Raw genomic sequence first — 26,341 nt, forward strand, 5'->3', positions numbered from 1 at the left:
GGTGATCGCCTACGGCGCTGGCAACGTCGCCTCGGTGCAGTTCGCGCTGGAGCGGCTGGGCGCGCGGGTGCGGCTGACGGACGAGGCGGCGGCCGTGGCGGAAGCCGAGCGGCTGATCCTGCCGGGCGTGGGCGCGGCCGCCTACGCCATGACGCGTCTGCGGGAGCTGGGCCTGGTGGAGGCGGTCCGGGCATTCGAGCGGCCGCTGCTCGGCGTCTGCCTTGGGCAGCAGCTGCTGTTCGAGCGTAGCGAGGAAGGCGCGGGCGGCGACCTGCTGGGCTTTATCCCGGGGGCGGTGACGCGGCTGGAGCCGGGCTCCGCCCTGCCCGTTCCGCACATGGGCTGGAGCCGGCTGGAGCGGGTGCGTGACGATCCGCTGCTGGAGGGGATCGGCGCCGACGACTACGCCTATTTCGTGCATGGCTACGTCTGTCCGGACGGCCCTGCGACGTTGGCGCGCGCCGATTACGGAGGAACGGTGCCGGCCGTCGTGCGTAAAGAGAACCGTTGGGGTTGCCAATTCCATCCGGAGCGTTCAGCCAAGGCGGGCGCTCGAATCCTCAACAACTTCATCGAACTGCCCGAGACCCCTGCATGCTGATCTATCCCGCCATCGACCTGAAGGACGGCGTCTGCGTGCGGTTGATGCATGGCCGGTTCGATGCGGTGACGCGCTATGACGAACAGCCGGCCATGCGGCTCGCGACCTTTGTGGCCGAAGGAGCCGAGTGGATCCACATCGTCGATCTGGACGGCGCAGAGGCCGGGCGCGCCACCCAGCACGGCCTGATCGGCGAACTGGTCAGCGCCATCGACGTTTGCGTCCAGTCCGGCGGCGGGGTCCGCAGCGCCGACGACGTGGAGCGCCTGCTGGACGCTGGCGTGCACCGGGTCGTGATCGGCTCGCTGGCGGTTACGCAGCCGGATTCGGTGCTGAGCTGGCTGGATCGGTTCGGAGCGGACCGCATCACCCTGGCGCTGGACGTCAAGATCGAGAACGACGTGCCCGTTCCGGCGCTGAAGGGCTGGACCGAATCGTCGGGCGTGGACCTGTGGACGGCGCTTGACCGCTATCCTCGTGGGGTCGCCAAGCACCTGCTGGTGACGGACGTGAGCCGCGACGGCGCCCTGACGGGGCCGAACCTGCAGCTGCTGTCCGAGATCCGCCTGCGCCGGCCCGACATGGTGCTTCAGGCCTCGGGCGGGGTGGCCTCGCTGGACGATATCGCCGCGATCAAGTCGCTGGGCTGCAACGGCGCCATCGTTGGACGCGCGCTGTATGAGGGCCGCTTCACCCTGCCGGACGCCATCAAGGCTGCGGCGTGACGGCGAGGCGGATCATCCCCTGCCTGGACGTCAAGGACGGCCGGGTGGTGAAGGGCGTACGCTTCATAGGCCACACCGACATGGGCGACGCGAGCGATCTGGCCGCACGATACCGCGACGAAGGGGCCGACGAGTTGGTGTTTTATGACATCACCGCGAGCCCGGAGGGGCGGACGCTGGACTACGGCTGGATCCGCGACATCGCCCGGCTGCTGGACATTCCCTTCTGCGTGGCGGGCGGCATCCGCAGCGTCGAGCAGGCGGCGCGGTGCCTGGATCATGGCGCGGACAAGGTGTCGATCAACTCCCCGGCGCTCGAGCGGCCCGAACTGATCGCCGAAATGGCCGAGCGGCTGGGATCGCAGTGCGTGGTGGTGGGCGTCGACAGCCGCCTGGAGGACGGCGATTGGGTGGTCCACAAATACACCGGCGACCCGGATGCGCGCCGCAGGGCCGGCAAGCGCACGCTGGACTGGCTGGACGAGGCGCAAGGTCTGGGCGCGGGCGAGATCGTCTTGAACTGCATCGACCAGGACGGGGTGCGGCGCGGCTATGACGTGGCACAGCTCGCGGCGGCGCGTGGACGGCTGACCATTCCGTTGATCGCGTCCGGCGGAGCGGGAACGCCCGAGCACTTCAGGGACGTTTTCGAACAGGCGGACGTGTCGGGCGCCCTGGCGGCCAGCGTATTCCACACGGGCGCGATCGGCATCCCTGCGTTGAAGCACTACCTGGCGGATCAGGGATTGGAGATGCGGGTATGATCGACGCGGCGTCCGCCCCCTCCACCACGCTGCGCGTGGTCCCCCTCCCCCAAGGGGGGAGGAATGATGCGGTCAAGACGATCCTCCCCCCTTGGGGGAGGGGGACCGCGAAGCGGTGGAGGGGGGCTGATGCAGGACCGGCGCCGGAGAGCCTTTCGTGATGATCGACCCCTCGACCCTCGACTTCGACAAGGGCGGCGGCCTGATCCCCGCGATCGTGCAGGACGCCGACACCCTGCAGGTGCTGACGCTGGCCTATGTGGATCGGGCGGCGCTGGACGAGACGATCACAAGCGGCGAGGCGACGTTCTTTTCGCGCTCGCGCGGCGGGCGTTGGCGCAAGGGCGAGACGTCGGGCGACCGGCTGCATGTGGTCGCGATCACGCCCGACTGCGACGGCGACGCCGTGGTGCTGAGCGTGCGGCCGGTCGGGAACGCCTGCCACCTGAACCGCATCAGCTGCTTTGGCGAAGCGGACGCCCCGGGGCTGGGCCGCATCGCGCGGCTGGAGAAGACGATCGCCCAACGCGCCTCGGCCGATCCAAGCGAAAGCTGGACGGCGAAGCTGATCCGGCAGGGCACCAAGCGCATCGCGCAAAAGGTCGGCGAAGAGGGCGTGGAAACGGCGCTGGCCGGCGTCGCGGGACCGGACGCGGAACTCGCGAGCGAGGCGGCGGATTTGATCTTCCACCTGCTTGTCCTTCTCCATGCGCGTCACATGGTGTTTCAGGACGTGCTGGACGTGTTGGCCCAACGGGCCGAAGCGGGCAAAGGCGCGGGATAGGCCAAGCACGGCCGTTCGTCCCGCGATCTGGGACCCATCCGGGAGACGACATGGCGGCTATTATCCTGTTCGGCGGCGGCGGCGACCTGGCGATGCGGATGCTGCTGCCGTCGCTGTATTTCCTCGAGCGGGACGGTTTGCTGGCCGACGAGCTGAAGATCATCGGCGCGGCGCGCTCGGACGAAGGCCGCGATGAGTACGTCGCCAAGGTGCGCGACGCGGTTCAGCCCCGGGCCGAGAGCGACAACGCCTGGGACGAAGACGTCTGGCGGCGGATGGAGACGCGGCTCGACTATCTGGCGGTGGACGCGACCGACGCCGAGAGCCTCAAACCCCTGAAGGCCAAGGTCGGCGACGACGAGGTCACCTCGTTCCTGGCGGTGTCGCCGTCCCTGTACGGCCGCATCGTCACGGCGATGAAGGTGGCGGGCCTGGCCGAGCGCAACAGCCGGCTGGTGGTCGAAAAGCCGGTCGGCCGCGACCTCAAGTCGTTCCGCGAAATCGACGACGCGGTGGCCTCCGCCTTCCGCGAGGAGCAGGTGTTCCGCATCGACCACTATCTGGGCAAGGAGACGGTGCAGAACCTCATCGCCCTGCGGTTCGGCAACACCATCTTCGAGCCGCTGTGGAACAACCTGACCGTCGATCACGTCCAGATCACGGTGGGCGAGACGGTCGGGGTCGGCGATCGCTGGCCCTATTATGACGAGTACGGCGCGCTGCGCGACATGCTGCAGAACCACCTGCTGCAACTGCTGTGCCTGGTGGCGATGGAGCCGCCCAGCGACCTCGACCCGGACTCGGTGCGCAACGAGAAGGTCAAGGTTCTTCGGTCCTTGCGTCCCATCACACATGAGGAGGCCGAGCGCGTCACCGTGCGCGGCCAGTATGTGGCGGGGGAACTGGAGGGCAAGCCGGTCAAGGGGTATGACGACGAGCGTGGGGAGCCGTCGGACACCGAGACCTTTGTCGCCGTGCGCGCCGACATCGACAACTGGCGCTGGGCAGGCGTGCCCTTCTACATGCGTACCGGCAAGCGCATGCCCGAGAAGCGCACCGAGATCGTGATCCAGTTCAAGTCGGTGCCGCATTCGATCTTCGCCAGCGGTGATCGGGGCGAGGTCTGCGACAACCGCCTGGTGATTGAGCTGCAGCCCGAGGAAGACATCTCGCTGTCGGTCATGAACAAGCGCCCGGGTCTGGAGCGCAGCATGCAGTTGCAGCCGATCAAGATGTCGCTGTCCTGGGGCGTCGACGACAAGGACGCGCGCCCGCCGCGCCGGCGCATCGCCTATGAGCGGCTGCTGCTGGACGCAATGAACGGCGACAACACCCTGTTCGTGCGCCGCGACGAGGCCGAGCAGGCCTGGAAGTGGGTCGATGAAGTGTCCGAGGCCTGGGAGGACGCGGCCTTCAAGCCGCACGACTACCAGCCCGGGACCTGGGGCCCGGACGAAGCCGAAATGCTGCTGGCGCGCACAGGCCGCCGCTGGAACACCACCGATGCGTGACATGCCCGTGATCGAGACCTTCGCCGACCGCGACGCCTGGGCCGCAGCCTGCGCGGCGCGAATCATGGAAACCCTGGTCCAGGCCGTGGAGGCGGACGGCGCGGCCTTTTTCGCCGGGTCGGGCGGATCGACCCCCGCCCCCGTCTATCGCCGCATGGCCGAGGTCGGCGACGTGGACTGGAGCCGCATCACCACGACCCTGATCGACGAGCGTTATGTGCCCGAGACCTCGCCGGATTCGAATGCGCGTCTGCTGAAGGAGACGCTGTCAACGGGCGAAGCGGCTCGGGCCGCGTTCATCCCGCTATTCAGCCCACAGGTGACGGTGGACCGGGCGGCGCTGATCGCCTCTCGCGCGCTGGACGCAGTCGGGCGGCCTCTGGACGCGGTGCTTTTGGGCATGGGCGAGGATGGCCATATCTGCTCCATGTTCCCCGAAAATCCCGCGCTGAAGCAGCTGCTCGCCCCCGATAATCCGCCGCGCGTGCTGGCGGTCGGCAAGAGCCGCTCGACCTCGGCCCCGCCGCAGGACCGCCTGAGCCTGAACATCCCGTGGCTGAGGGGCGCCCGGCGCAACATCCTGGCCATCACCGGCGAGGCCAAGCGTCGGGTGTTCGAGGAAAAGGCGGCGGGCGATCCGACCGACACGCCGATCGCGGCGCTGCTGCAGTCGGGCGCCGAGCTTGAAGTTCTCTGGACGGAGGCCGCCTGAATGGCCCTGCACCCCACTCTCGACGCCGTCACCCGGCGCATCCTCGAGCGCAGCCGCGGAACCCGCGCGGACTATCTGCGCCGCATGGACGCCGCCCGCGACAACGGCGTGGCGCGCGCCAAGCTGTCCTGCGCCAACTGGGCCCACGCCTTCGCCGGCCAGACGGTGGCGGACAAGCTGACGGCCATGACGGGCTCTCAGCCCAACGTCGGCATCGTCACCGCCTACAACGACATGTTGTCGGCGCATCAGCCGTTCGAGCGTTTTCCGCACATCATCCGCGAGGCCGCGCGCGAAGTCGGCGCCACCGCCCAGGTCGCCGGCGGCACGCCCGCCATGTGCGACGGCGTGACCCAAGGCCGCCCCGGCATGGAGCTGTCGCTGTTCAGCCGCGACGTGATCGCCATGTCCACGGGCGTCGCCCTGACCCACGACGCGTTTGATTCCGCCATTATGCTGGGCGTGTGCGACAAGATCGTGCCCGGCCTGTTCATGGGCGCGCTGGCGTTCGGGCACCTGCCGGTGGTGTTCGCGCCGGCCGGCCCGATGCCGTCGGGCATTCCGAACAATGAAAAGGCCCGCATCCGCGCGCTGTACGCCCAGAACCAGGTAGACCGGGCGACGCTGCTGCAAAGCGAGGTCGGCTCTTACCATTCACCCGGCACCTGCACCTTCTACGGCACCGCCAACTCCAACCAGATGATGATGGAGGTGATCGGCCTGCACATGCCGTCCACCGCCTTCGTCCATCCGGAGACCGGCCTGCGCGACGCCCTGACGGCGGCGGCGGGCAAGCGGGCTGTCGAGCTGGCGCGGACGGGCGAAAGCCGCATGGCCGACGTCGTGGACGAAAAGGGGATCGTCAACGCGATCATCGCCCTTCTGGCCACCGGCGGCTCGACCAACCACGCCATCCACCTGGTGGCGATGGCGAGGGCGGCGGGCATCATCATTGACTGGACCGACATGGACGAGCTGTCGTCGGCGACGCCGCTGCTCGCGCGCGTCTATCCCAACGGCTCGGCCGATGTGAACGCCTTCCAGGCGGCGGGCGGCGTGGCCTTTGTGGTGCGCGAACTGGCGCAGAACGGCCATCTGCATACCGACGTCACCACCATCATGGGCAGGGGGCTTGAGCCCTACTACCAGGAGCCGTCGATGGTGGATGGCCAGCTGGTCTGGCGCGACGGCGTGGCCGAGAGCCTGGACCCGGACATCGTGCGCCCGGTCTCCAACCCGTTCCAGAAGGATGGCGGCCTGCGGCTGGTCAAGGGCGACCTGGGCCGCGCGGTCATCAAGGTCTCGGCCGTCAAGCCCGAGAACCGGGTCGTCGAGGCGCCCGCCGCCGTGTTCGAGACGCAGGAAGACGCCCTGCAGGCGTTCCGCGACGGCAAGCTGAACCGCGACGTGGTGGTGGTGCTGCGTTTCCAGGGCCCCAAGGCCAACGGCATGCCCGAACTGCACAGCCTGTCGCCGGCGCTCAGCGTGCTTCAGGACAAGGGTTTCAAGGTGGCCTTTGTCACCGACGGCCGCATGTCGGGCGCCAGCGGCAAGACGCCGGCCGCCATCAACGTGTCGCCCGAGGCGCTGGCCGGCGGTCCGCTGGCCCACGTCCAGGACGGCGACATCATCCGCCTGGACGCCGAAAGCGGCGTGCTGACCACCGTGGGCGTCGGCGACCTGTCGGCCCGCCCTGCCGCGCAGCGGTCGCAGGGGCACGCCGACGCCTCGGCCTGGGGCTATGGGCGAGAGCTGTTCGGCGCCTTCCGCCATGTGGTGACCACCGCCGAACAGGGAGCCACCGTCTGCTTCGCCTTTCCTCCCGGCGAGCCCTCGCCTACGGATGCGCCCGCCGACCCCAACTTCGTCGACCGGACGGTGGACGCCTGATCCGCCGAACCGACCGCAGGAAACGACCAGATGAACGATAAGACCCTTCTCGTCGGCGACGTCGGCGGCACCAACGCCCGTTTCGCCGTCGCCCGCATGGTCGACGGCCGCCCCGTGCTCGAGCACCACGAAAGCTTTCCGGCCGAGCGCCACCCGACCTTTCTGGAAGGGGTCCGCGCCTTTATCGACGGCTGCGAGGTCAAGCCCACCGGCGGCGTGATCGCGGTGGCCGGTCCGGTCACGGACGGCGCCATCGACCTGACCAACTCGCCCTGGCGGGTGTCGGAGGCCGAACTCGGCACGCTGGGGCTCCAGCCCGTCAAGCTGATCAACGATTTCGAGGCCCTGGCCTGGGGCGCGCCCGTGGTCCCTGAGGACCAGCTGGAAAGCCTGGGCGGACCCGCGCAAGGCGATGAGGACGCCGCCATTGCGGTGCTTGGCCCCGGCACCGGCTTTGGCGTCTCGGCCTTGGTCCGCGACGCCCATGGCCAGCAGATGGCCATGCCGTCCGAAGGCGGCCACGCCTGTTTCGCGCCCGGTGACGCCGTCGAGGACGAGATCCTGCGCATCCTGCGCCGCCGCTATGACCGGGTGTCGATCGAGCGGCTGATCTGCGGGCCGGGCCTGTTGAACATGCATCGGGCGCTGGCCGAGATCGAAGGGCGCGAAACCCACATCGACGATCCGGCCGAGATCACGCGCGAGGCGCTGGAAGAGGCCAACAGCCCCTGCGGACACACGCTGGCGCGGTTCTGCGCCATCCTGGGGGCGGTGGCCGGCGACATCGCTCTGACCACCGGCGCACGCGGCGGCGTCTATATCGCCGGCGGCATCGTTCCTCGCATCCTGCCCTTTATCAAGGCCAGCCCGTTCCGCGAGCGGTTCGAGCGCAAGGGCCGGTTCAGCGACTACATGGCCGCCATCCCGACCAAGGTGATCATGCACAAGCACGCGGCCCTGCTGGGCTCGGCGCGCGTGGCGTTCGCAGAGGCGGGCTGAGCCATATAGTCACGGGCGCGTGAACCGAAGCGGCGCTGTGGCGTTCTTCAAGCTCCACAATGGAAGGAAGCATCCCATGAAGAAGATCGCCATCGCCGCCGCCTCGCTGTTCGTTCTTGCCGGCGTCGCCGCCTGCGGTGAAAGCGCGACCGATCAGGCCGCCGAGCAACAGGCCGACGCCGTCGAGGCCCAGGGCGAAGCGCAGGCCGACCAGCTGGAAGCCCAAGCGGCGGCCACTCCGAACGAGCAGCAGGAAACGGCTCTGAACCAGCAGGCCGACCGCGTCGAAGAGCAGGCCGACCGTCGCGCCGACCAGATCGAGCAGCACGGCGGCAACGCCGACGGCGGCATGACCACCGGCAACACTCCGACCGCGCACTAAGCCCGGTCAGAAATACAAGAAGCCCCCGTCGCGCCGCGGCGGGGGCTTTTTCGCGCCTTCTCCTCCCTGTCGCGAAAGCGATGGAGAGGTGGATCGACGGCGGTCAGCCGGCGAGACGGAGGGGTTCTGGACGGCGGAACCCACCCCTCCGTCACGAGGCTTCGCCTCGCGCCACCTCCCCATCAAGATGGGGAGGAGAAAAGAGAGCGACGGCCGTCAATCGATGCAGATGCCGACGCCGACCTTGCCGTCCTCGACCGAGGTGTGACAGCCGAAGTTGTCGCTGTTCGCCTGGCAGACGCCGGCGACGGAGGCGTTGGGCGCGGGCGTGGGCGCGCCGTCGGGCAGACGGCAGTCACCCTGGCACTGATCGCCGTCGGTGCAGCGTTTTCCGGCATCGGCGTAGTTCACCACGCACTGCCAGCTTTGCAGCCGTCCGACCTGCTTCAGGGTCCCGCCGCGCTGGGCGCAGGCCGAGGCGTCGGCGCTGCGCACCGGGCCGTCCGTGACGGGCGCGGCCGCTTGAGGGGCGCAGTTGGCCAGCAGCAGGGCGGCCGAGGCGAACAGGGTCTGGCGGATCATGGAGGCTCCTTGGGGCGGGCGGTTTGCCGCAGGCGACTATCGCAACCAAAGCGGCGGAGCTGAGGCAACGGTCAAGCTGCGGCGTGCGTTCATCTTCAAAGAGGATTTCCGGACATGACCTATTTGACGCGTGGCGTGTTCGGCGCGGCCAGCCTGTTGCTGCTGCTGTCGGCGATGGCGCTGGTCGGCTTCGGCGTGGAGGACGCCTGGGGGCAGATGCGGGCGCCGGACGCCTCGGGCGCCGAGGCGATCCTGGATCTCTTGGGCTACATCATCGTCGCCATCGCCGTGTTCGACGTGGCCAAATACCTGTTCGAGGACGAGGTGCGGCGCGGCAACGAAAAGCGCAGCGCGGCCGAAGCGCGACGCAGCCTGACCAAATTCCTGTCCACCATCGTCATCGCCCTGTTCCTGGAAGGGCTGGTGGCCGTGTTCAAGACCGCGCGCGAGGACGTGACGCAGTTGATCTATCCCACCGCCTTGGTGGTCGCCTCCACCCTGGTGCTGGTGGGGCTGGGCGCCTATCAGCGGTTCTCGGCGACCGTCGAGGAAAAGGTCGGCCACACCGACAAGGCCGAAGAGGCCAAGGAAGACGCCCGCCGCGCCGCCGACTAGACCCGCGTCGGCAGGAAGGGCGAAAAGGTGATGACGGTGAAGGTGTCGCGAACGTGCGGTCGCGTCTGCACCTGCTTGGTGACAAAGGTGCCGATGTCGGCGTCGCGCGGCAGGTTGAACTTGGCCAGAAGGTCGTGCTGGCCCGAGGTGGAATAGACTTCCGACACGTTCTCGACATTGTCGACGATGTCGGCGGCCACATCGTTGGCGTAGCCGAGCTCGCATTTGATGAAGACGAAGATGGCGGTCATCATGGCGGCGGCTCCTGCATCCGGGTCGGAGCCGTGTGTTAGCGGACGGCGAGATGACGGGCGAGCCTGAACTGAGCGCCGACGAACTCGAACGGCAGTACAACAACCGCGCCCTGGTCCCGGATCATCCGTCCGTGATGGCGCGCTGGAAGGCGGGATCGGAGGCGGCTCGGGTCGCCCATCCGCCCGAGCGGCTGAAGTACGGGACCGGCGAGCGCGAGCTGATGGATTGGTTCGACGCAGGCGCGGGCGCGCCGGTCGCCGTCTTCATCCACGGCGGCTACTGGCAGGCGCTGGACGAGAGTTGGTTCAGCTTCGTCGCCCCGCCGCTGCTGGCGCACGGCGTCAGCGTGGTGGTCCCGACCTATGACCTGGCCCCGCATGTCAGCCTGGATCGCATCGTCGAGCAGATGCGGATGGCGGTTGAAAATGTGGCGGCGCGAACGGGCGCAAGACCGGTCGTCACCGGTCATTCGGCCGGCGGGCACCTGTCGGCCTGCCTGCTGTCCGAAAGCCGGGCGCGGGCGGCCGTGGCCATCTCGGGCGTGTTCGAGCTGGCGCCGCTGATCTCGACCTCCCTCAACGCGGCGCTGAGGCTCGACGCCTTTGAAGCGCGCCGGCTGTCGCCCGCCGCGTGGCCGGCGCCTTCGGGGGCCGTGCTGGACTGCGTCGTGGGCGCGGACGAAAGCGCCGAGTTCGTACGTCAGAGCCGGGACATGGCCGAACGCTGGAGGGTGGATGGCGTGCAGACGCGGTTTGATCCCCTGCCCGGCCTGAACCACTTCACCGTACTGAACCCGCTGTTCGACACCGACAGCGCGCTGGTGAAGCGGATCGCGGAGCTGGCCCGCGCGGATTTTGGGCAAGTCTAGCGCAAGACACGCCGTCTTAGGCGGGTCGGTCAGCCCGCCAGATAAAGACGAAGTTGCGATGCTCGGCCCACGTCTGACCCTCCACATGGTCGCCCGCCAAGCAGGCTGCTGTATGGTAAGGCCCGACGCCGTCGCTGGTGCGGAACGACACGCACAGCCGGCCGTGCTGACGCTTCCACCGTCCCGCTTGGATCTGACTGTTGTAGAAGTCGCCCGTGACCACCCCATCCGGAAGAAGCGTGAGATTCATGGGCTGGCGATAAGGTTGAGCGGGATCGGTCGCCAGATCGACCGACCATGCGCCATCGATGCTTTGGACAGGCGGCGGCTCCTGCAAGCCGGCAAGGGCGACAAGACCAAGCGCTGCGAACATATCCGCCCCTCCAATGACTGTCGAACGACGCTCTCTCGTTCCCGCACAAACGTCAACAGGTCCGCCGCTGACGCGGTTTCACTTGACCTTGCGTCCGCGACATCGGAGGTCGGGCGCGAAGCTTTCGCAGAGGAAACCGTCCATGCTCCACGACCGTCTCAGCGTCCTGAACGCGCTGGAAAGCCAAGGCGTCGCGCCGGTCTTCTACCACCCCGATCCGGAGGTGTGCCTGAACGTCATCCGCGCCTCGGCGCGCGGGGGGGCCAAGGTGGTGGAGTTCACCAATCGCGGCGACTTCGCCTGCGATCTGTTCGGCGAGATCAACCGCGAGCTGTCGCGCACCGACCCGGACATCATCCTGGGCATCGGCTCGGTGGTGGATAGCGGAACCGCCGCCCTCTACATCAACCGGGGCGCGCGTTTCGTGGTCAGCCCCTGCCTGGTTCCGGATGTGGCCAAGGCGTGCAACCGCCGCATGGTCGCCTACTTCCCCGGCTGCGGCAGCGTGACCGACATCAGCAATGCGCACGAGCTGGGCTGCGAGATCGTGAAGCTGTTTCCCGGCGCGTCGGTCGGCGGGCCGGACTTCGTCAAGGCGGTGCGCGGCCCCCTGCCCTGGGTCAAGATCATGCCGACCGGCGGCGTCGATCCGGACGAGGCCTCCATCGCCAAATGGTTCGGAGCGGGCATCGTGGCGGCCGGCATGGGGTCCAAGCTGGTGACCGATCAGGCCGTCCGCGACGGCGACTGGGCCGGCATCGAGGCGCAGGTCAGAAAGACGGTGGACGCCATCGCCGCCTTCCGCGCCTTCAATAAGGGCTGAGCCTCAAGGCTGCGGCGGAGCCGGAGGCGGCGTCTCCGGCTTCTTGGCGTCGCTGCGGCGGGCCAGGATCGGCGCCAGCGCCCGGCGCTCGGCGGGCGACAGGCCGGTCATGATCGTCACCGCGCCGCTTTCCAGCCGCGCACGCCCGCGCATCTCGGCCAAACGCGCCTGTTCCATCAGCGCCTGAACCTCGGCCGGGTTGAACGGCTCGGCCGAGGCCCGCTCGATCGCCTGACGACGGGCCGCGCGCGCCGCATCGAAATCGGGCCGCGCGGTCAGGGCCGAGGCGCGCAGTTCGGTGCGTATACGCTCGCGCGCCGGCTGCGGCAGCGGCTGCAGCAGGGTTCCGAGGCGATCCTCGCGGCCGGGCCTGCCTTGCGCCTCCGCGTGTTTCACCGCACGGTCCTGGGCGATCCAGGCGGTGACGCCGCCGGCCACGGCGAACAGATTGAGGGCAACCGACGCGGCCAGGGCGATCTTCAGCGTGCGCGCGTTCACTCGGGCGCCTCGTCCAGAACTTCGGCGTCATCCACGCTGGTCCAGGCAGCCTGGGACAGCACCGCGTCCGCGCGCGCCGCCTGAGTGGCCTGGGTGGTGACGCCCAGCCCCGCCACCACGCCGGCGCAGGCCGCCGCGGCCCAGCCGGCGCCCAGCGTCAGCCGCAGCCCGACATGCCAGCGGGCAAGCCAGCTCTCCGCGCGCGGGGTCAGCCCGGCCTCCAGCGCCGAAGCCAGCACCCGGTCGCGCAGGGCGGCCGAAGGGATCAGGCGCGGCGAGGCGCCCAGCATTCGGTCCAGATCGCGGTCGTTCATCCCCATTCTCCGTTCCTAGCCCCCGGCGCCAGATCGGCCAACGCCTGGCGCAGCGCGCGTCGGCCGCGTGACAGGAGGCTTTCCAGCGCCTCGACGCTGATTTCCATGGCCGCGGCGGCGTCGATGTTGGTCATTTCCTGATAGTGGCACAGCACCACCGCTTCGCGTTGACGATCCGGCAGCCGCCGCAAGGCCGCATCGACCCGCACGCCCGTCTCGGCCGCCAGCAGGCCGCGATCCGGCGCGGGCCCCTCGTCCGGCCGATCGGGCGGCGTCTCCGTCGCGATCTCGCGCCTGCGCCGCAGCCGGTCGTAGCAGAGGTTCAGCGCCACCCGATGCAGCCAGGTGTCGAACTTGGCCTGGCCGAAGCTCCAGCGCGGCGCCTGTTTCCAGGCGCGCAGCATGGCGTCCTGAGCCACGTCCTCGGCCTCGGCCGCGTCGCCCAGCATCCGGTTGGCCAGGTTCAGCACGCGCGGCAGCTTGCGCGACACCATGGCCTGGATCGCCGCCGGGTCGCCTCGACCCACACGGCGAACCAGATCCTCGTCGGGGTCGGCGCTTGCGGCCAATCACGCCTCTTTCGCTGCTGACGAAAGGGCCCGCGTCGCCCGATGCGGCCGACCCCGACACGGTTCTTACTCCGAAGCCGGAGCGGGAGGCGAGACCGCCGGACGCGCCATCCGACGATGAGCCTTGCCGGCGCGGCGTTCCTCGGACGTCAGATACCCGTCGCCATTCGCATCCAGCCGGTCGAACCGCTGTTCAAGCCGCGTGCGGGCCTCAGAGACGGCGACCGGACCGCGAGCGGCATGGCCGGCGCGCGCGGGACGCGCGGCATGGGCGCGACGACCCGCGGCCGGGCGCGCCTCGAACTCGGCGCGGCTGAGCATGCCGTCACTGTTCGCATCGAGCTTGGCGAAGCGGTTGGAAGCGCGTTCCGCGCGCTGGGCCTGCCGACCGGCGCGGCGTTCCTCGACGGCGACCGAGCCGTCCCGGTTGGCGTCCAGGGCGCCGAGACGGCTGACGCGGGCGTCCACGAACTCGGTCCGGCTGATCCGACCGTCGCGGTCGGCGTCGGCGCGGGCGACACGCTGCGCCTGTGGGCCGGTGCCGACGGCGTTCTGGGCCGCCATCGCTGTCGTTCCGGCCGCGGCGCCCGCAAGCGCCAGGCCGGCTATGATGAGCTTGATCTGCATAGGCGTTCGTCTCCGATGAGTGGTCAGCACCTGCACCCCAGTCGAAGATTGAACGTCGGGGGCTTCAGCTTCCGTCGCGGGATTCCAGCACGGCCTCGAAGGCGGCGCGCGCACGGGTCCGGAGCGCCTGGAGATCGGCCTTCAGCGCCAGGTAGTCTTCGGCGCCAACCGCTGTGGCCAGGCGGGCGTGAAAGGGCTCGGGCTCGCCGTCCGGATCGACCCGCCCGTCGAAGGCGGCGGCCAGAATCTGGCTGAGCCGCTGCTGGGTGCGCCAGGCGTCGGCCAGGAGGGGATCATCGGTCAGGGCGTCGAGCGTCGAGTGGGTCAGCGGTCGGCCTTCGCCGGCGGCGACGAGCTGGCGATACTGGGCGACGAACTCGGCGTCCACCTGGCCGCCCGGCGACAGCTTCAGGTCCCAGAAACCCTGCGGCCGGCGTTCTCGGTCCATCAGGGCGCGCATTCGAGCGACGTCGCCGGCCACGTCCACGCCCGGGCGAGGTTGGCGCAGCACCCGCTCCACGACCTGCTCGACCTCGTCGGCGAAGGCGGGGTCGCTGGCCCAGACCACGCGCGCGCGGGTCAGGACCATGAACTCCCAGGTGTCCGCCTCGCGCCGGTAATAGTCCTCGAACGCCGACAGCCGCACGGCGACCGGCCCCTTGGACCCGGTCGGGCGCAGGCGCATGTCCACCTCATAAAGGCCGCCCTCGGCCGTGTGCGCCGACAGGGCCGAGATCAGCCGCTGGGTGAAGCGGGCGAAGAAGACCTCGGCCGGCCAGCCCTTGGTCTCGGACGCCGCGTCCGGCGGCGCGGCGTAGAGGGTCATCAGGTCGAGGTCGGATCCCGCCGTCATCTCGCGCGAGCCCGCCTTTCCCAAGGCGACCACCGCGATCCGCCCCCCCGGAAGCGCGCCGCCCAGCCGCTCGGTCTCCCCCCACGCGGCGGGCGCCAGGGTGCGCATGGCCGCATCCGCCAGAGCCGCATAGGCGCGACCGGCGGCCTCCGGTCCCGCCCGACCGGTCAGGGCGTGCATGCCGATGCGAAAGGCCTGTTCGCGGTGCAGGCGGCGCACGGCGTTCATGCGCCCCTCGAAGTCGCCGGCCTCTTCCGCTTCTCGCATCATCTGATCGGCGAGGCCGTCCTGTTCGGCCAGGTCGGACAGGAAGCGGGCGTCCAGCACGCCGTCCAGCGCCGCCGGCTGGCGCGCCAGGGTGCGGGCGAGGCGCGGCGCAAAGGCCATAACCCCCACGACCATGGCGAACAGGCGCGGCTGGTTCAGGAACAGGGCCTGCACCTGCACCCCGTGCGACAGGCCCGAAAAGAAGCCGGCGAAACGGGCGAACGCCGCATCCGGCGACCCGGTCTGCGCCAAGGCTTCCAAGAGGCGCGGGGCCAGGCGCGTGAACAGCTCTCGTCCCCGTGCGGTCCGGGTCGCGGGAATGCGGCCGTGATGCCAGCTGCGAATGGCGTTCCCGACCGAAACGGGCTCGGAAAAGCCCATGCGGCGCAGGGTGTTCAGGGTCTCCGGATCGTTCTCCACGCCGGTGAAGACCAGGCTGCCGTATGACGAAGACAGCGTCTCCTCGCCCTCGAACAGTTCGCCGTAGCGATAGTTGACGCCGAACAGCAGGCCCTCGACCGCCGCGTCGAACAGGCCGAGGTCCCCCTCGCCGGACAGGGCGGCGACGGCGCGACGGCGCTCGGGGTCGGCCGGCAGGATGTGGGTCTGCTCGTCGTCCAGCATCTGGACGCGATGCTCCAGCGCGCGGAGCTCGGCATAGGCCGAGGCGAGCTCCTCGGCCACCTCCGCCGAGATGTGGCCGGCCCTGGCCAGCGCATGCAAGGCTTCGACCGTGCGGCTGGAGCGCAGGGCGGGATCGCGCCCGCCCAGGATCAGCTGCTGGGTCTGGGCGTAGAACTCGATCTCGCGGATGCCGCCGCGACCCAGCTTCAGGTTCGCGCCGGCCGCCTCCAGCCCTTCGCCGGTCTTGTGCACGTGGATCTGGCGCTTGATCGACTGGATGTCGAGCACGGCGGCGTAGTCCAGGCTGCGGCGCCAGACAAAGGGCTGAAGCGCCTTCAGGAACCGTCGCGCAGAGCGCAGGTCGCCGCACACTGCGCGCGCCTTGATGAAGGCGGCCCTCTCCCAGTTCTGGCCGACGCTTTCATAGTAGGCCAAGGCCATGGGCACGGCCACGACCGGCGGGGTCGAGGAGGGATCGGGGCGCAGGCGCAGGTCGACACGAAACACATAGCCGTCGGCGTTTCGCTCCATCAACAGGCCGGACAGCGCCTTGGCCGCGCGGTCAACAAAGGTCTGCGGCTCCTCGCCCTCCTTCAATGCGACGCCCAGCAGGCGCGGTTCGTAGAAGAGCGAGATGTCGATGTCGGAGGAGTAGTTCAGCTCATCGGCGCCGTGCTTGCCCATGGCGATCCCGAACAGGCCGGGGATGGGGCCGCGGGGGTCGTCCGGCGGCGACAGGAGCTTGCCCCGGGCCCGCTGCTCGACTCCGACCGCGCGAAGGGCGGCGCGCACGGCCGTGTCGGCGAACCGCGACAGGGCCAGGGTGACCTGATCCAGATCCCAGACGCCGCCCAGGTCGCACAGGGCGGTCAGCAGATGGATGTCGGCCTTGAGGATGCGCAGCGGCTGGCGCACCGCGTCCGGATCGCCGTCCAGCGCGTCGGTCTGCGCAAGCAGCCGGTCGAGTTCGGTCTGAGGATCGGCCTCCAGCAGGCGGCGGAGGTGCGCGGGCCGACGCCGCATCAGGCCGGACAGATAGGGCGAGGCGCCGGCGGTGGGCGCGAGAGATGGCCACGCGGCCTCGAGCCGGTCGGTCCAGCCGTCCGCCTGGGCCGCCCTTCGCAGGGTCTCGTAAAGCCGCTCGGCCGCGTTCGCATCCACGACGGGACCGGCGGGACGCAGGCGGTGGGCCAGAGGGGTCGGGTCGGATGGCGTCATGGGTGGGTTGTAGATCAGGTCTGCGACGCCTTGTCGAAGACCCCCCTCCGTCTCGCCGGCTTCGCCGTCGATCCACCTCCCCGCCGCTAGCGCGGCAAGGAGGAGAGGCCGCTGCCCTCCTCCCCATCCGCGATGGGGAGGTGGCGCGAGGCGAAGCCTCGTGACGGAGGGGTTTAGCCCTGCCCCGCCGCCGCCGGCAGCACCAGGGCGACCCGAAGGCCCGGTCCGTAGCCTTCGAAGACGCCGGGCCCCTCGTCCAGTTGCACCCGGCCGCCGTGCGCCTCGGCCACCGCCGTGACCAGCGACAGGCCCAGACCCGAGCCCGGCTCGGTGCGACTGTTGTCCAGGCGGACGAAACGCTGCACCACCCGCTCGCGGTCGGCGTCCGGCACGCCGGGGCCGGTGTCGGTGACGGAGTATTCGACCTCGCCCGAGGAGCGCCGGCGCGCCCTCAGCTTCACCGCGCCGCCGGCCGGCGTGTATTTGATGGCGTTGTCGATCAGGTTGGCCAAGGCCTGGGCCAGGAACGGCTGGTTGCCCTCGACCAGCAGGCCGCGCTCGATTTCGGAGGCGAAGTCCAGCGACTTGTCCTCGGCCGCCGGTTCGTAGAGTTCGGCCATGTCGGCGGCGAGGTCGGCGGCGTCGAAAACGCGAGGATCGGGCGCGCCGCCGGCCTGGAGCCGCGCGATGGCCAAGACGGTGTTGAAGGTTTTCAGCAGCTGGTCCGCCTCGTCCAGCGCGATGGTCAGCGCATCGACGCCGTCGATCTTGCCGGCCTCGGCGTCGATCAGGGCGACCTCCAGCTTGGCCCGCATGCGGGTCAACGGCGAGCGCAGGTCGTGGGCGATGGCGTCGCCGGCGTGGCGGATCGAGGCCATGGACGCCTCCAGCCGGTCCAGCATGCCGTTCAGTCCCTGCGCCAGCTCGTCCAGCTCGTCGCTGGAATGGCGGGTGGCGACGCGCGCCTTGAGGTCGCCCTCCTGCACCGCCGAAACCACGCGGTTCAGCCCGGCCATGGCCGCCTCGACCCGGCGGCTGATGAAAATGCCGCCGCCCAGCCCCAGCAGGATCACCATGGCCATGGCCGCCCACAACGCCTGGGTCAGGCGGGACAGATAGTCCTCGATGTCGCCGATGTCCTCGCCGACGAACAGGTGGCTGCCGCCGGCCAGCGGCATGATCACGCCGATGGCCTGGCGTCGCTGGACCCGGCCTTCGGGGTCGGTGTCGGTGATGCGGAAGGTGTCCCACTGGCCGAGGCCAGGCGTCAGGTTCTCGCCCGCCTCGAACGGCAGGGTCGAGACATTGCCGGTGACCGTCTTTCCCGCCGGATCGGTCAGCAGATAAAGGTAGGAGCCCCCCCGCACGGTGCGCTCCACCAGCGCGCCGTTCAGCGCATCCAGCCCGCGCGTGCGGTGAATGGCGGTCAGCACGCCCAGTTCGTTCTCGACGTCCGCCGTCGCCCTCGCCTGGGCCTGCGACGCCGAGGCGAAATAGACATAGGCCAGGATGGCGCTGGCCGCCGCCACGAACAGGGCCAGGAACAGCAGCGTCAGCCGGAAGGGGGTGCGGCGAAGGAGCGAAGGCAGGCGCATGGTCGCTAGTGGCGAGTGGCAGGTGGCGAGTGACGAGCAAGCAGACGCGCGCCGCAGCACAGGCTCCTGCTCACCACACGCTCGCCTCTAAATTTCACCGTCTCGTTACTCGCCACCCGCCACTCGCCTCTGACTTCACGCCTCCAGCCTGTATCCCGCGCCGCGCACGGTTTGCAGCATGGCTTTCGCAAAGCCCTTGTCGATCTTGGAGCGCAGGCGGCTGATGTGGACGTCGATGACGTTGGTCTGGGGGTCGAAGTGGTATTCCCACACCTTTTCCAGCAGCATGGTGCGCGTGACCGACTGGCCCGCGTGGCGCATCAGGAACTCCAGCAGCTGGAACTCGCGCGGCTGAAGGTCGATCTCGGTGGCGCCCCGGTGCACCGTGCGGCCGATCAGGTTCATCTCCAGGTCCCCGACCTTGAGCACCGTCTGCACGCCGCCCGTTTCACGCCGGCGGGCCAGCGCCTCGACCCGGGCGATCAGTTCGGCGAAGGCGTAGGGCTTGACCAGATAGTCGTCGGCGCCGGCCTTCAGGCCCGTGACCCGGTCCTCGACCTCGCCCAGCGCCGACAGGAACAGGACGGGCGTCTGGTCGCCGCCCTTTCGCACCATCTCTACCATGCCGACCCCGTCCAGGCGCGGCATCATCCGGTCGACCACATAGACGTCGTAGCCGCCCTTTTGCGCCTCAAGCAGGCCGAATGCGCCGTCCACCGCATGGGTGACGTCGTGTCCGGCCTCGGACAGGCCGCGCACCATGGCCGTCGCCGCCTCGGCGTCGTCCTCGACCACCAGAATCCGCATAGACGCCCCTCCCCGGAATCAAAACCGCCGCCGATGGTAGCGCATCGGCGGCGATCCTGTGAGTTAAGGCTTGTTCAGCTTCCGGATCAGTCGGTCCCGCCCAGGCGCAGCACCACCGTGCCAGGGGTCTGACCCGCGCGAACGAACAGCAGCACGCTTTCACGGCCCGAACGGCGCGCCCCGTCGATGACGGCGCGCAGATCAGCCGCCGTCGCAACGGTGCGATCATTGGCGCGCGTGATCACCATGCCAGGCTGAAGCCGCACGTTGGCGAACCGGGCGGTGTCGGCGACATTGGTCACCAGCAGGCCATTGACCGACTCCGGCACGTTGAAGCGCTGGCGGTTCGAGGCGCTCAGCGGGGTGACCGACAGGCCCTCGACGACCTCTCCGCCGCCTGGAGCCTGCACACCCGGCGTTCCTTCGCCGCCTTCCAGCGACGCGTTCAGTTCAGATTGAGGCGGGCGAGTGCCCGAGCGCACGTTCAGAGCCTGACGCCGGCCGTCCCGGATGACTTCCAAGCGGATGTTGTCGCCGGGACGAGCTGAACCCACGCGGCGAGTCGCCTCTGAACTGTTGGCCACGGCCTGGCCATTCACAGAGACCAGAATGTCGCCGATCTGTGCGCCCGCACGCGCCGCCGGGCCGTCCGGCGTCACATCCGCGACATAGGCCCCATCGAAGTCTGCGGGCTGGCCGTAGGCTTCCCACTCTTCCGCGCTGAACGTCTGCAGCGTCAGTCCGACATAGCCGCGCTGGATGGTCTCGCCACGCATCAGCTGAGCCGTGATGCTCTTGGCCGTCTCCGCTGGAATGGCGAAGCCGATGCCGACCGAGCCGCCGGTGGGCGAATAGATCGCCGAGTTGACGCCGATCACGCGGCCGTAGATGTCAAAGGTCGGGCCGCCCGAGTTGCCCCGGTTGATCGCGGCGTCGATCTGGATGTAGTCATTGTAGCCGCTGGGATCGATGTCGCGGGCCTTGGCCGAGACGATGCCGGCGGTCGCCGTGCCGCCGAGGCCGAACGGGTTGCCGACGGCGATGACCCAGTCGCCGACGCGCGGCTCGGCCGTTTCCTCGAACGACACATATTTGAAGTCATTGCCTTCGACCTTGAGCACGGCCAGGTCGGTGCCTTCGTCGCGGCCGACCAGGCGGGCCGGCAGTTCGCGGCCGTCCGACAGCTTGACCTTGATCTCGGTGGCGTCGGCGACGACGTGGTTGTTGGTGACGATAAAGCCGTCCTGGCTGATGAAGAAGCCGGAGCCCGTGCCCTGGGCCGTCTGGGGCTCTTCGTCGCCGCCTTGGCCCTGCGGGGGCACGAACTGGAACGGCAGGCCGGGGATGGTCAGGGCGCGCGGGCGCTCGACGCGGGTGGTCACGTCGATCTGCACCACGGCCGGGGCGACCTGGTCGAAGATGTTGGCGAAGCTGTTGGGCGCGCCCGGCGGCGGGGAAAAGGCGCCGGCGGCGCCCGGGTTCGGGGTGATGCGGTTCACCGCCTGCGGCTCGGCGTGCGCGCCCGGCCAGGTGATAACCCCGCCGGCGGTCGCGCCCGCGGCGATGGTCAGGCCGGCGGCGGCCCCCAGAATGAACTCCTTGCGCTTCAGCATCGTCGTCCTTGCGATCCTTGTATCCGACGCCGCTCCGGCGCCGGTTTCGCGTTTAGATATAGGGCGATGACGGCGTTCGCCAAGCGGCCCGAGCGGATGGTTGATCCGTTCTAGCGCCCGTCGTGAGGCGAGGTTGCGTCCGGATCGCGGCGGACGCTTTCCTGAAGGAAAAGATCGTGCAGGCGGCGCTCTTCCTCAGGTGACAGCGGCAAGGGATCGGCCCTCTTGCGACGACCGCGCCGCACCAGCGCCAGGGCCGCGCCCGCCGCCAAGAGGAAGGGGCCGAACCACAGCAGCAGCGTGCCGATCCGCAACGGGGGCCGGAACAGCACATAGTCGCCGAAGCGGCGCACCAGGCCCTGCCGCACCTGTTCGTCGCTGGCCCCGGCGGCGATCTCGTCGCGCACCAGCCGGCGCATGTCGGCGGCGACGCCGGCAGGGCTGTCGGCGATGGCCTCGTGCTGGCAGACGACGCAGCGGATCTCGGTGAACAGGGCGCGGGCGCGCTGTTCCTGAGCGGCGTCGGGCAAGGGCCGGTCAGGCGCCGACGCCGGCTCCGCCGCCATCAGGCCGATCGCAAGCAGCGGCGCCAGCAGGATGCGACGCTTCATGCGGATCGCCTGCGACGAGCGGGCGTCGCGACCCTCAGGCGGCGGTCCAGCAGCGACAACACCCCGCCCAGCGCCATGATCGCGGGCCCCAGGAAGATCAGCCGCGCCCACGGGTTCCAGTACAGGCGCACGTTCCAGGCGGGGCGGCCATTCGCCTCGGTGCGCTCGCCCAGCACCACATAGACGTCGCTGAGCCCTCGGAAGTCGAGGCCCACCTCGGTGGTGGTCTGGCCGCCGGCGGGAAAGAAGCGGCGCTCGGCGGTGACGGCGCGCGCGCGTCCATCGTCGTAGGACGGACGGATGGTGAAACGACCCTGTTCGGCCAGGTAGTTGGGACCTTCGATCACCCGCACCTCGTCGAGGCTGGCCAGCCAGCGGCCGGCGACGACGGCTTCACCCAGCGGCAACGGCCGGGCCGCCTCGGCCTTGAAGCCGGTCTCGACCACGGCGCCCAGCACAAAGACGCCGAGCCCCGCGTGCGCCAGGGTCATGCCCCAGGCGCCGAGCGGAAGCCCGCGCGACCGGCGCAGGGTCTCGGACATGGGCGCGCGGAACAGGCGGATGCGCTCGGCGACTTCGGCCAGGGCGCCCAGGATCAGCCAGGCGCCCAGCGCGATCCCGGCGCCGGCCAGCGCCTTGCGAGGCTCGAACACCGCCCAACCCGCCAGCCCCAGCAGCAGCGACAGGCCGGCCGCGACCCACAGTCGCTGCGCGGCGCCGCGCAGATCGCCGCGCTTCCACGCCAGCAGCGGCCCGAACGGCAGGATCAGAAAGGCCAGGGCCATCAGCGGCGTGAAGGTGGCGTTGAAATAGGGCGGTCCGACCGAGATGGTCGCGCCGGAGGCCGCCTCCAGGATCAGCGGATAGAGCGTGCCCAAGAGCACCGTCGCTGCGGCGGTGGTGAGCAGCAGATTGTTCAGCACCAGCCCGCCTTCGCGGCTGATCGGCGCGAACAGGCCGCCGCCCTTCAGCCGGGGCGCGCGCCAGGCGAACAGGGCGAAAGCCGCGCCGGCCGTGAGACCCAGGATGCCCAGCAGCATCAGCCCCCTTTGCGGATCGACGGCGAAGGCGTGGACGCTGGTCAGGACACCCGAGCGCACCAGAAACGCGCCCAGCATTGAGAAGGTGAAGGCCAGCAGCGCCAGAAACACCGTCCAGCCGGCCAAGGCTCCGCGACGCTCGGTCACCACCGCGCTGTGCAGCAGGGCCGCGCCCGCCAGCCACGGCATGAAGGAGGCGTTCTCCACCGGGTCCCAGAACCACCAGCCGCCCCAGCCCAGCTCATAGTACGCCCAGAAGGCGCCCAGCGTGATGCCTACGGTCAGGAACGCCCAGCTGGCCAGCGCCCATGGCCGGACCCAGCGCCCCCAGGCGGGCCAGAACGGCGTCTGGGCGCGCCCCTCGATCAGGGCCGCGACCGCCAGCGAGAAGCAGACGGAGAACCCGACGTAGCCGGCGTAGAGCAGCGGCGGGTGGAAGGCGAGCGCCGGGTCCTGCAGCAGCGGGTTCAGCGACGCGCCCTGAACCGGCGCGGGGTTCAGCCGCTCGAAGGGGGTCGAGGTGAAGACGGCGAAGGCCAGAAACAGCGCGCCCAGACCGCCCTGCACCGCGACGGCGGACGCTTTCAGTCCGAACGGCAGTCCGCGCCCCCGCGCCAGCACCGCGCCAAAGCCCGTCAGCACCAGGCACCACAGCAGCAGCGAGCCCTCGTGGCTGCCCCAGGCCGCGGCGACCTTGTACAGCATCGGCTTGTCGGTGTGGCTGTTGGCCGCGACATTGGACACCGAGAAGTCGGAAACGGCGAAGGCGTAGATCAGGGCCGCGAAGGCGACGGCGACCGCGAGAAAGGCCGCCAGCGACGCCCCCTCGCCCGCCCCGGACAGCACCGGGCTGCGGCGCGCGCGTCCGGCCGCCGCCAGCCCCGCCTGCAACACCGACAGCATCAGCGACAGCGCCAGGGCGAAGGCCCCGAGTTCGACGATCACAGTATGGACGCTCCGGGCGTCGGAGGCGATCCGGCTTCCGGGCGCCACTCGCCGGTGGCTTTCAGGCGGTCGGCCACCTCGCGCGGCATATAGGTCTCGTCGTGCTTGGCCAGCACCTGGTCGGCGTGAAAGGTGCGGTCGGGCGAGAAGGCGCCTTGCGCCACGATCCCCTGCCCTTCTCGGAACAGGTCGGGCAGGTCGCCGTGGAAGACGACGCGGGTCGTCGCCGCATTGTCGGTGACCACGAAGGCGACAGAGCCGTCGTTCGCGTGATGGACGCTGCCGGCCTCGACCAGGCCCCCCAGACGAATGTTGCGGCCGGCGGGCGCCTTGGCCTCGGTCACTTCGGACGGCGAGAAGAAAAAGGTCACGCTGTCCTGCATGGCCCATAGCGACAGGCCGACCGCCAGCGCCAGGATGGGCGCGGCGGCGGCCACGACCCACAGCCTGCGGCGCGCCTTTGGCGATTTCGGAAGCCAGCTCACGTCAGGCGATGCTCGAACTGCGGATCGGGGAAACCGAGGTCGTATAGCGGGACGCGGGCGCGGGACCAATGCGTCACGATCCATCGGCCGGCAGACGACGTTCCAGGTCCTGGCGACGCGGATCGGCGGGATCCAGCGCGGCGATAAGCGGCGTCCACATCTGGCGCGCGCGGGCTGCGTCGCCGCGGCGCAGCGCGGCCTCGCCCAGGAAGAACCGGGCGCCCAGCTGGTCGCCGTCGCGCTTCAGGGCCTCGACGAAGGCGGCCTCGGCATCCGCGCCGATGGCGTTGTCATTGGCGCGCACCAGGCTTTCGCCCAGCCGCGCCCAGGTCGAGGCGTCGTCCGGCCGGATCGCCAGCAGGCGGCGAAAGGCCGAGGCGGCGCCCAGCGGATCGCCGGCCTCGAACCGCGCGACGCCCAGCATGGCCAGAGCTTGGGGATCGTTCGGGCGACTGTCGGCCACGCGCGCAGCGACGGCCGCCAGCTGCGCCGGCTCCAGCGTCTCGGGCCGGGTCGCCCATTCGTCGACGCGGCGTTCGAAACCATGGTCCGGCAGGCCGGGCGAGCCGGTGGCCAGATACAGCGCCAACGTGGCGGCGACGCAGGCCAGCACCGCGCCCAGAACGACGGGCCGGTCGCGACGCCCCACGACGGGCGTCGCCGCACCGGATCCAGCCTCCGCTAGCAGCCGACGCCCCGCCTCGGCGCGCGCGGCGGCGTGGGCGTCCGGCGCCAGCAGGCCGCGCGCCTTCAGCCGGTCCAGTTCGTCCAGTTCGCGCTGGCCCTCAGCCACGTCGTCGCCGGCGACGGCGATGTGCGCGCGCGCGGCGCCCAGCACCAGCCAGGCGGCCAGGGCCGAGGCAAGCGCGGCGAGGCTCCAGAAGACGATCATGCCGGCAGGCTTAAAGCATCAGCCGGCCGGGAGCGAGACGCCTGGCGAGAGGTCGCCGATGGCCAGGGCCGCTTCGGCGGCGGCGGCGCGACGGCGCACGGCGCGGGCGGCGTCCAGCGCCTTCAGCTCGGTCAGGAAACGCGCCGCGCATCCGACCAGACGCAGCGCCGCATCCGCATTGGCCGCCTCGCCGTCGTTGATCTCGTCCAGCGCCTCGTTGGCCCATGTCGACAGATAGTCGGCCAGGTCGTGACCGACCCGCGCGCGCTCGGCCTCATAGCCCAGGACGCCGGCGGCGGGGCGCAGGGCTTCGATGCAGGGCAGCAGGTCGGCGGCCAGCGCCATCGCCTCGCCGTCCGGCGGCGCGTCCAGCCAGGGGGCCAGGCGCTTCATGCGGCCAACAATGGTGCGCTTGTGCTGAGGCAAGGCGGCGTGAACGGCCGAGGCCGCCGACTGCAGCAGGCCGGACGCCGCACCGGAGACGCCCACCCGCGCAAGCCGCGCCGACTGGCCCCAGGCGGTGTCAGGTTTCAGTTGCAGCGCCAGGTCCAGTTCGGCCAGCACATCGGCGCACCACAGGATGTCGGCGGTGACGCGCGCGGCGTTGTCGGGGCCGAGGCGGCGGCTCGCCTCGCCGATCCGCTCGACCCGCGCCTGGACGGCCTGCAGCAGCCGCTCGACGAACACGCCCATGTCGGACTGGCTGAGCACGCCCTGATGGTCGGCAAGCTTGGACGTGCGGGTCACGACGCGCAGCATGCGTCCGGCCTCGGGCGCGTGGGCGAACAGGATGTCCACCATGCGCCGTCCGCCCGCGTCCGCGACAGCCTCGGCGTCGCGGATCAGCAGGCGAAGGCTCGCCAGTTGCTCGGGGTCCGGCCGGTCCAGCCACGCCGGCAGGGCGGAGACGCCGGCTCGGGCCAGGTGCGCCAGGTCGAGGCAGCCGGCCAGTTCCGCGACCCGCGGATCGCGGTTGGAGCCGCCGCCGTCCGGCCATACGGCGCCTGGGTCGTCGCGCAGCATCCCGGCCGCGCGGGCGCACAATCGATCCGCCGCTGCCGCCGCGTCCGCATCGCCCGTGTCGAGAAAGGCGGCGAGATCGGGCGCCTCGCGCTCCACCCGCCGCCACAAGGTCGTCAGGACGGAGGGTGGAAAACTGAGGCTCGGCGTTTCGTCGGCGCGGGGCCTGAACATCGGCAGCAGCGGCGCAAAGGCGACGGCGCGGCGACGCCGGCTCACGCCTTCCTCGTCCAGCATGGCCGCCAGCTCGACCGCGCCCTCGCCCGGCAGGGCGCCGACCGCCATCGTCAGGCCGCCCAGAACCGCGTCGGGGCAGGCTTCGACCACGCAAAGAAGCGCGGAACGGCGAGCGGGAGAAAGGGCGGGCAACAAGACCCTCCTTCAATCAGGGGAGCCGAGCTTGCGACCACAGCGGTTAACAACCGCCTCCCGCCTTTCCCTCCCCGTTCGGGGAGGGTGGCTGAGCCACGAAGGGGCGA

The 26,341-nt window shown here is 70.1% G+C and carries 27 protein-coding genes and 1 pseudogene; 12 read left to right on the top strand and 16 right to left on the bottom strand.

Translation table 11 applies throughout. The features are described from left to right. The first annotated feature begins 1 nt into the window (after position 1). The 9 genes and pseudogenes from hisH to KY493_RS09900 all read left to right on the top strand — a co-directional run bounded on the left by hisH (position 2) and on the right by KY493_RS09900 (position 8,368). Entirely contained in the window at positions 2-601 is a 600-nt protein-coding gene (hisH, locus tag KY493_RS09860) for an imidazole glycerol phosphate synthase subunit HisH (RefSeq protein WP_255567857.1), read from the top strand. Next, complete coding sequence (hisA, locus tag KY493_RS09865; protein WP_219896179.1) at positions 595-1,326, top strand: 1-(5-phosphoribosyl)-5-[(5-phosphoribosylamino)methylideneamino]imidazole-4-carboxamide isomerase; 732 nt, start codon at positions 595-597, stop codon at positions 1,324-1,326. Before hisH ends, hisA begins: the two co-directional genes overlap by 7 nt. Further along, positions 1,323-2,090, top strand: a complete 768-nt coding sequence (gene hisF / locus KY493_RS09870; protein ID WP_219896180.1) for an imidazole glycerol phosphate synthase subunit HisF — start codon at positions 1,323-1,325, stop codon at positions 2,088-2,090. The genes hisA and hisF overlap by 4 nt, the downstream gene beginning before the upstream one ends. 160 nt (positions 2,091-2,250) lie before the next feature. Then, positions 2,251-2,874: a bifunctional phosphoribosyl-AMP cyclohydrolase/phosphoribosyl-ATP diphosphatase HisIE gene (gene hisIE, locus KY493_RS09875; protein ID WP_219898483.1), complete on the top strand. Its 624-nt coding sequence runs from the start codon at positions 2,251-2,253 to the stop codon at positions 2,872-2,874. Positions 2,875-2,924: 50 nt separating this feature from the next. Next, complete coding sequence (gene zwf, locus KY493_RS09880) at positions 2,925-4,385, top strand: glucose-6-phosphate dehydrogenase (protein WP_219896181.1); 1,461 nt, start codon at positions 2,925-2,927, stop codon at positions 4,383-4,385. Continuing rightward, positions 4,378-5,097: a 6-phosphogluconolactonase gene (gene pgl, locus KY493_RS09885; protein ID WP_255567858.1), complete on the top strand. Its 720-nt coding sequence runs from the start codon at positions 4,378-4,380 to the stop codon at positions 5,095-5,097. The genes zwf and pgl overlap by 8 nt, the downstream gene beginning before the upstream one ends. Next, on the top strand, positions 5,098-6,987 hold the full coding sequence (gene edd, locus KY493_RS09890) for a phosphogluconate dehydratase (protein ID WP_219896182.1): 1,890 nt from the start codon (positions 5,098-5,100) through the stop codon (positions 6,985-6,987). It begins immediately after the preceding gene. 21 nt (positions 6,988-7,008) lie between these two features. Continuing rightward, positions 7,009-7,986, top strand: a pseudogene (gene glk / locus KY493_RS09895) (glucokinase); the annotation flags it as partial. Between the two features lie 76 nt (positions 7,987-8,062). Then, positions 8,063-8,368: a hypothetical protein gene (locus KY493_RS09900; RefSeq protein ID WP_219896184.1), complete on the top strand. Its 306-nt coding sequence runs from the start codon at positions 8,063-8,065 to the stop codon at positions 8,366-8,368. Between the two features lie 216 nt (positions 8,369-8,584). On the opposite strand, the gene KY493_RS09905 is transcribed toward KY493_RS09900, so the two are convergent. Then, positions 8,585-8,950, bottom strand: a complete 366-nt coding sequence (locus KY493_RS09905) for a hypothetical protein (RefSeq protein WP_219896185.1) — start codon at positions 8,948-8,950, stop codon at positions 8,585-8,587. A gap of 114 nt (positions 8,951-9,064) precedes the next feature. On the opposite strand from KY493_RS09905, the gene KY493_RS09910 reads away from it, so the two are divergent. Further along, entirely contained in the window at positions 9,065-9,565 is a 501-nt protein-coding gene (locus tag KY493_RS09910) for a GNAT family acetyltransferase (protein ID WP_219896186.1), read from the top strand. Here the strand turns inward: KY493_RS09910 and KY493_RS09915 are convergent. Then, positions 9,562-9,819 carry an Lrp/AsnC ligand binding domain-containing protein gene (locus tag KY493_RS09915; RefSeq protein ID WP_219896187.1) on the bottom strand — a complete coding sequence of 86 codons (258 nt, stop codon included), beginning with the start codon at positions 9,817-9,819 and terminating at the stop codon, positions 9,562-9,564. The genes KY493_RS09910 and KY493_RS09915 overlap by 4 nt on opposite strands. 50 nt (positions 9,820-9,869) lie before the next feature. Here KY493_RS09915 and KY493_RS09920 point away from each other — a divergent pair, with 50 nt between their 5' ends. After that, on the top strand, positions 9,870-10,688 hold the full coding sequence (locus KY493_RS09920) for an alpha/beta hydrolase (protein WP_219896188.1): 819 nt from the start codon (positions 9,870-9,872) through the stop codon (positions 10,686-10,688). Positions 10,689-10,704: 16 nt separating this feature from the next. Here the strand turns inward: KY493_RS09920 and KY493_RS09925 are convergent, their stop codons facing one another. After that, positions 10,705-11,061: a hypothetical protein gene (locus KY493_RS09925; protein ID WP_219896189.1), complete on the bottom strand. Its 357-nt coding sequence runs from the start codon at positions 11,059-11,061 to the stop codon at positions 10,705-10,707. A gap of 142 nt (positions 11,062-11,203) precedes the next feature. Between KY493_RS09925 and KY493_RS09930 the strand changes: the two genes are divergently transcribed. Continuing rightward, positions 11,204-11,884 (top strand): bifunctional 4-hydroxy-2-oxoglutarate aldolase/2-dehydro-3-deoxy-phosphogluconate aldolase, encoded by a 681-nt coding sequence (locus tag KY493_RS09930; protein WP_219896190.1) that lies wholly within the window; start codon positions 11,204-11,206, stop codon positions 11,882-11,884. A gap of 3 nt (positions 11,885-11,887) precedes the next feature. Here the strand turns inward: KY493_RS09930 and KY493_RS09935 are convergent, their stop codons facing one another. From KY493_RS09935 to KY493_RS09995, 13 genes are all read right to left on the bottom strand, one after another. Beyond that, on the bottom strand, positions 11,888-12,382 hold the full coding sequence (locus tag KY493_RS09935; RefSeq protein ID WP_219896191.1) for a periplasmic heavy metal sensor: 495 nt from the start codon (positions 12,380-12,382) through the stop codon (positions 11,888-11,890). Next, positions 12,379-12,696: a hypothetical protein gene (locus KY493_RS09940; protein WP_219896192.1), complete on the bottom strand. Its 318-nt coding sequence runs from the start codon at positions 12,694-12,696 to the stop codon at positions 12,379-12,381. The genes KY493_RS09935 and KY493_RS09940 overlap by 4 nt, the downstream gene beginning before the upstream one ends. Beyond that, a complete protein-coding gene (locus tag KY493_RS09945; protein ID WP_219896193.1) occupies positions 12,693-13,265 on the bottom strand; it encodes an RNA polymerase sigma factor in 573 nt (190 codons plus the stop codon). The genes KY493_RS09940 and KY493_RS09945 overlap by 4 nt, the downstream gene beginning before the upstream one ends. Before the next feature lie 66 nt (positions 13,266-13,331). Next, positions 13,332-13,892 (bottom strand): EF-hand domain-containing protein, encoded by a 561-nt coding sequence (locus tag KY493_RS09950; protein WP_219896194.1) that lies wholly within the window; start codon positions 13,890-13,892, stop codon positions 13,332-13,334. Positions 13,893-13,956: 64 nt separating this feature from the next. Then, positions 13,957-16,854 (bottom strand): bifunctional [glutamine synthetase] adenylyltransferase/[glutamine synthetase]-adenylyl-L-tyrosine phosphorylase, encoded by a 2,898-nt coding sequence (locus KY493_RS09955; protein ID WP_219896195.1) that lies wholly within the window; start codon positions 16,852-16,854, stop codon positions 13,957-13,959. A 173-nt stretch (positions 16,855-17,027) separates the two neighbouring features. Further along, entirely contained in the window at positions 17,028-18,449 is a 1,422-nt protein-coding gene (locus KY493_RS09960; protein WP_219896196.1) for an ATP-binding protein, read from the bottom strand. Between the two features lie 135 nt (positions 18,450-18,584). Then, entirely contained in the window at positions 18,585-19,256 is a 672-nt protein-coding gene (locus KY493_RS09965) for a response regulator transcription factor (RefSeq protein ID WP_219896197.1), read from the bottom strand. A gap of 86 nt (positions 19,257-19,342) precedes the next feature. After that, entirely contained in the window at positions 19,343-20,869 is a 1,527-nt protein-coding gene (locus KY493_RS09970; RefSeq protein ID WP_219896198.1) for a Do family serine endopeptidase, read from the bottom strand. Positions 20,870-20,979: 110 nt separating this feature from the next. Continuing rightward, positions 20,980-21,480, bottom strand: a complete 501-nt coding sequence (locus KY493_RS09975; RefSeq protein ID WP_219896199.1) for a cytochrome c-type biogenesis protein — start codon at positions 21,478-21,480, stop codon at positions 20,980-20,982. Next, the gene (locus tag KY493_RS09980; protein WP_219896200.1) at positions 21,477-23,465 is read right to left on the bottom strand and encodes a heme lyase CcmF/NrfE family subunit; all 1,989 of its coding nucleotides are present in this window, start codon (positions 23,463-23,465) and stop codon (positions 21,477-21,479) included. The genes KY493_RS09975 and KY493_RS09980 overlap by 4 nt, the downstream gene beginning before the upstream one ends. Next, on the bottom strand, positions 23,462-23,950 hold the full coding sequence (gene ccmE, locus KY493_RS09985) for a cytochrome c maturation protein CcmE (protein ID WP_219896201.1): 489 nt from the start codon (positions 23,948-23,950) through the stop codon (positions 23,462-23,464). The genes KY493_RS09980 and ccmE overlap by 4 nt, the downstream gene beginning before the upstream one ends. 73 nt (positions 23,951-24,023) lie before the next feature. Beyond that, entirely contained in the window at positions 24,024-24,842 is an 819-nt protein-coding gene (gene ccmI, locus KY493_RS09990) for a c-type cytochrome biogenesis protein CcmI (protein WP_219896202.1), read from the bottom strand. An 18-nt stretch (positions 24,843-24,860) separates the two neighbouring features. Continuing rightward, the gene (locus tag KY493_RS09995; RefSeq protein WP_219896203.1) at positions 24,861-26,231 is read right to left on the bottom strand and encodes a hypothetical protein; all 1,371 of its coding nucleotides are present in this window, start codon (positions 26,229-26,231) and stop codon (positions 24,861-24,863) included. Between the last annotated feature and the right edge of the window lie 110 nt (positions 26,232-26,341).

This window comes from Brevundimonas sp. PAMC22021, from assembly GCF_019443405.1.
Lineage (GTDB): Bacteria > Pseudomonadota > Alphaproteobacteria > Caulobacterales > Caulobacteraceae > Brevundimonas.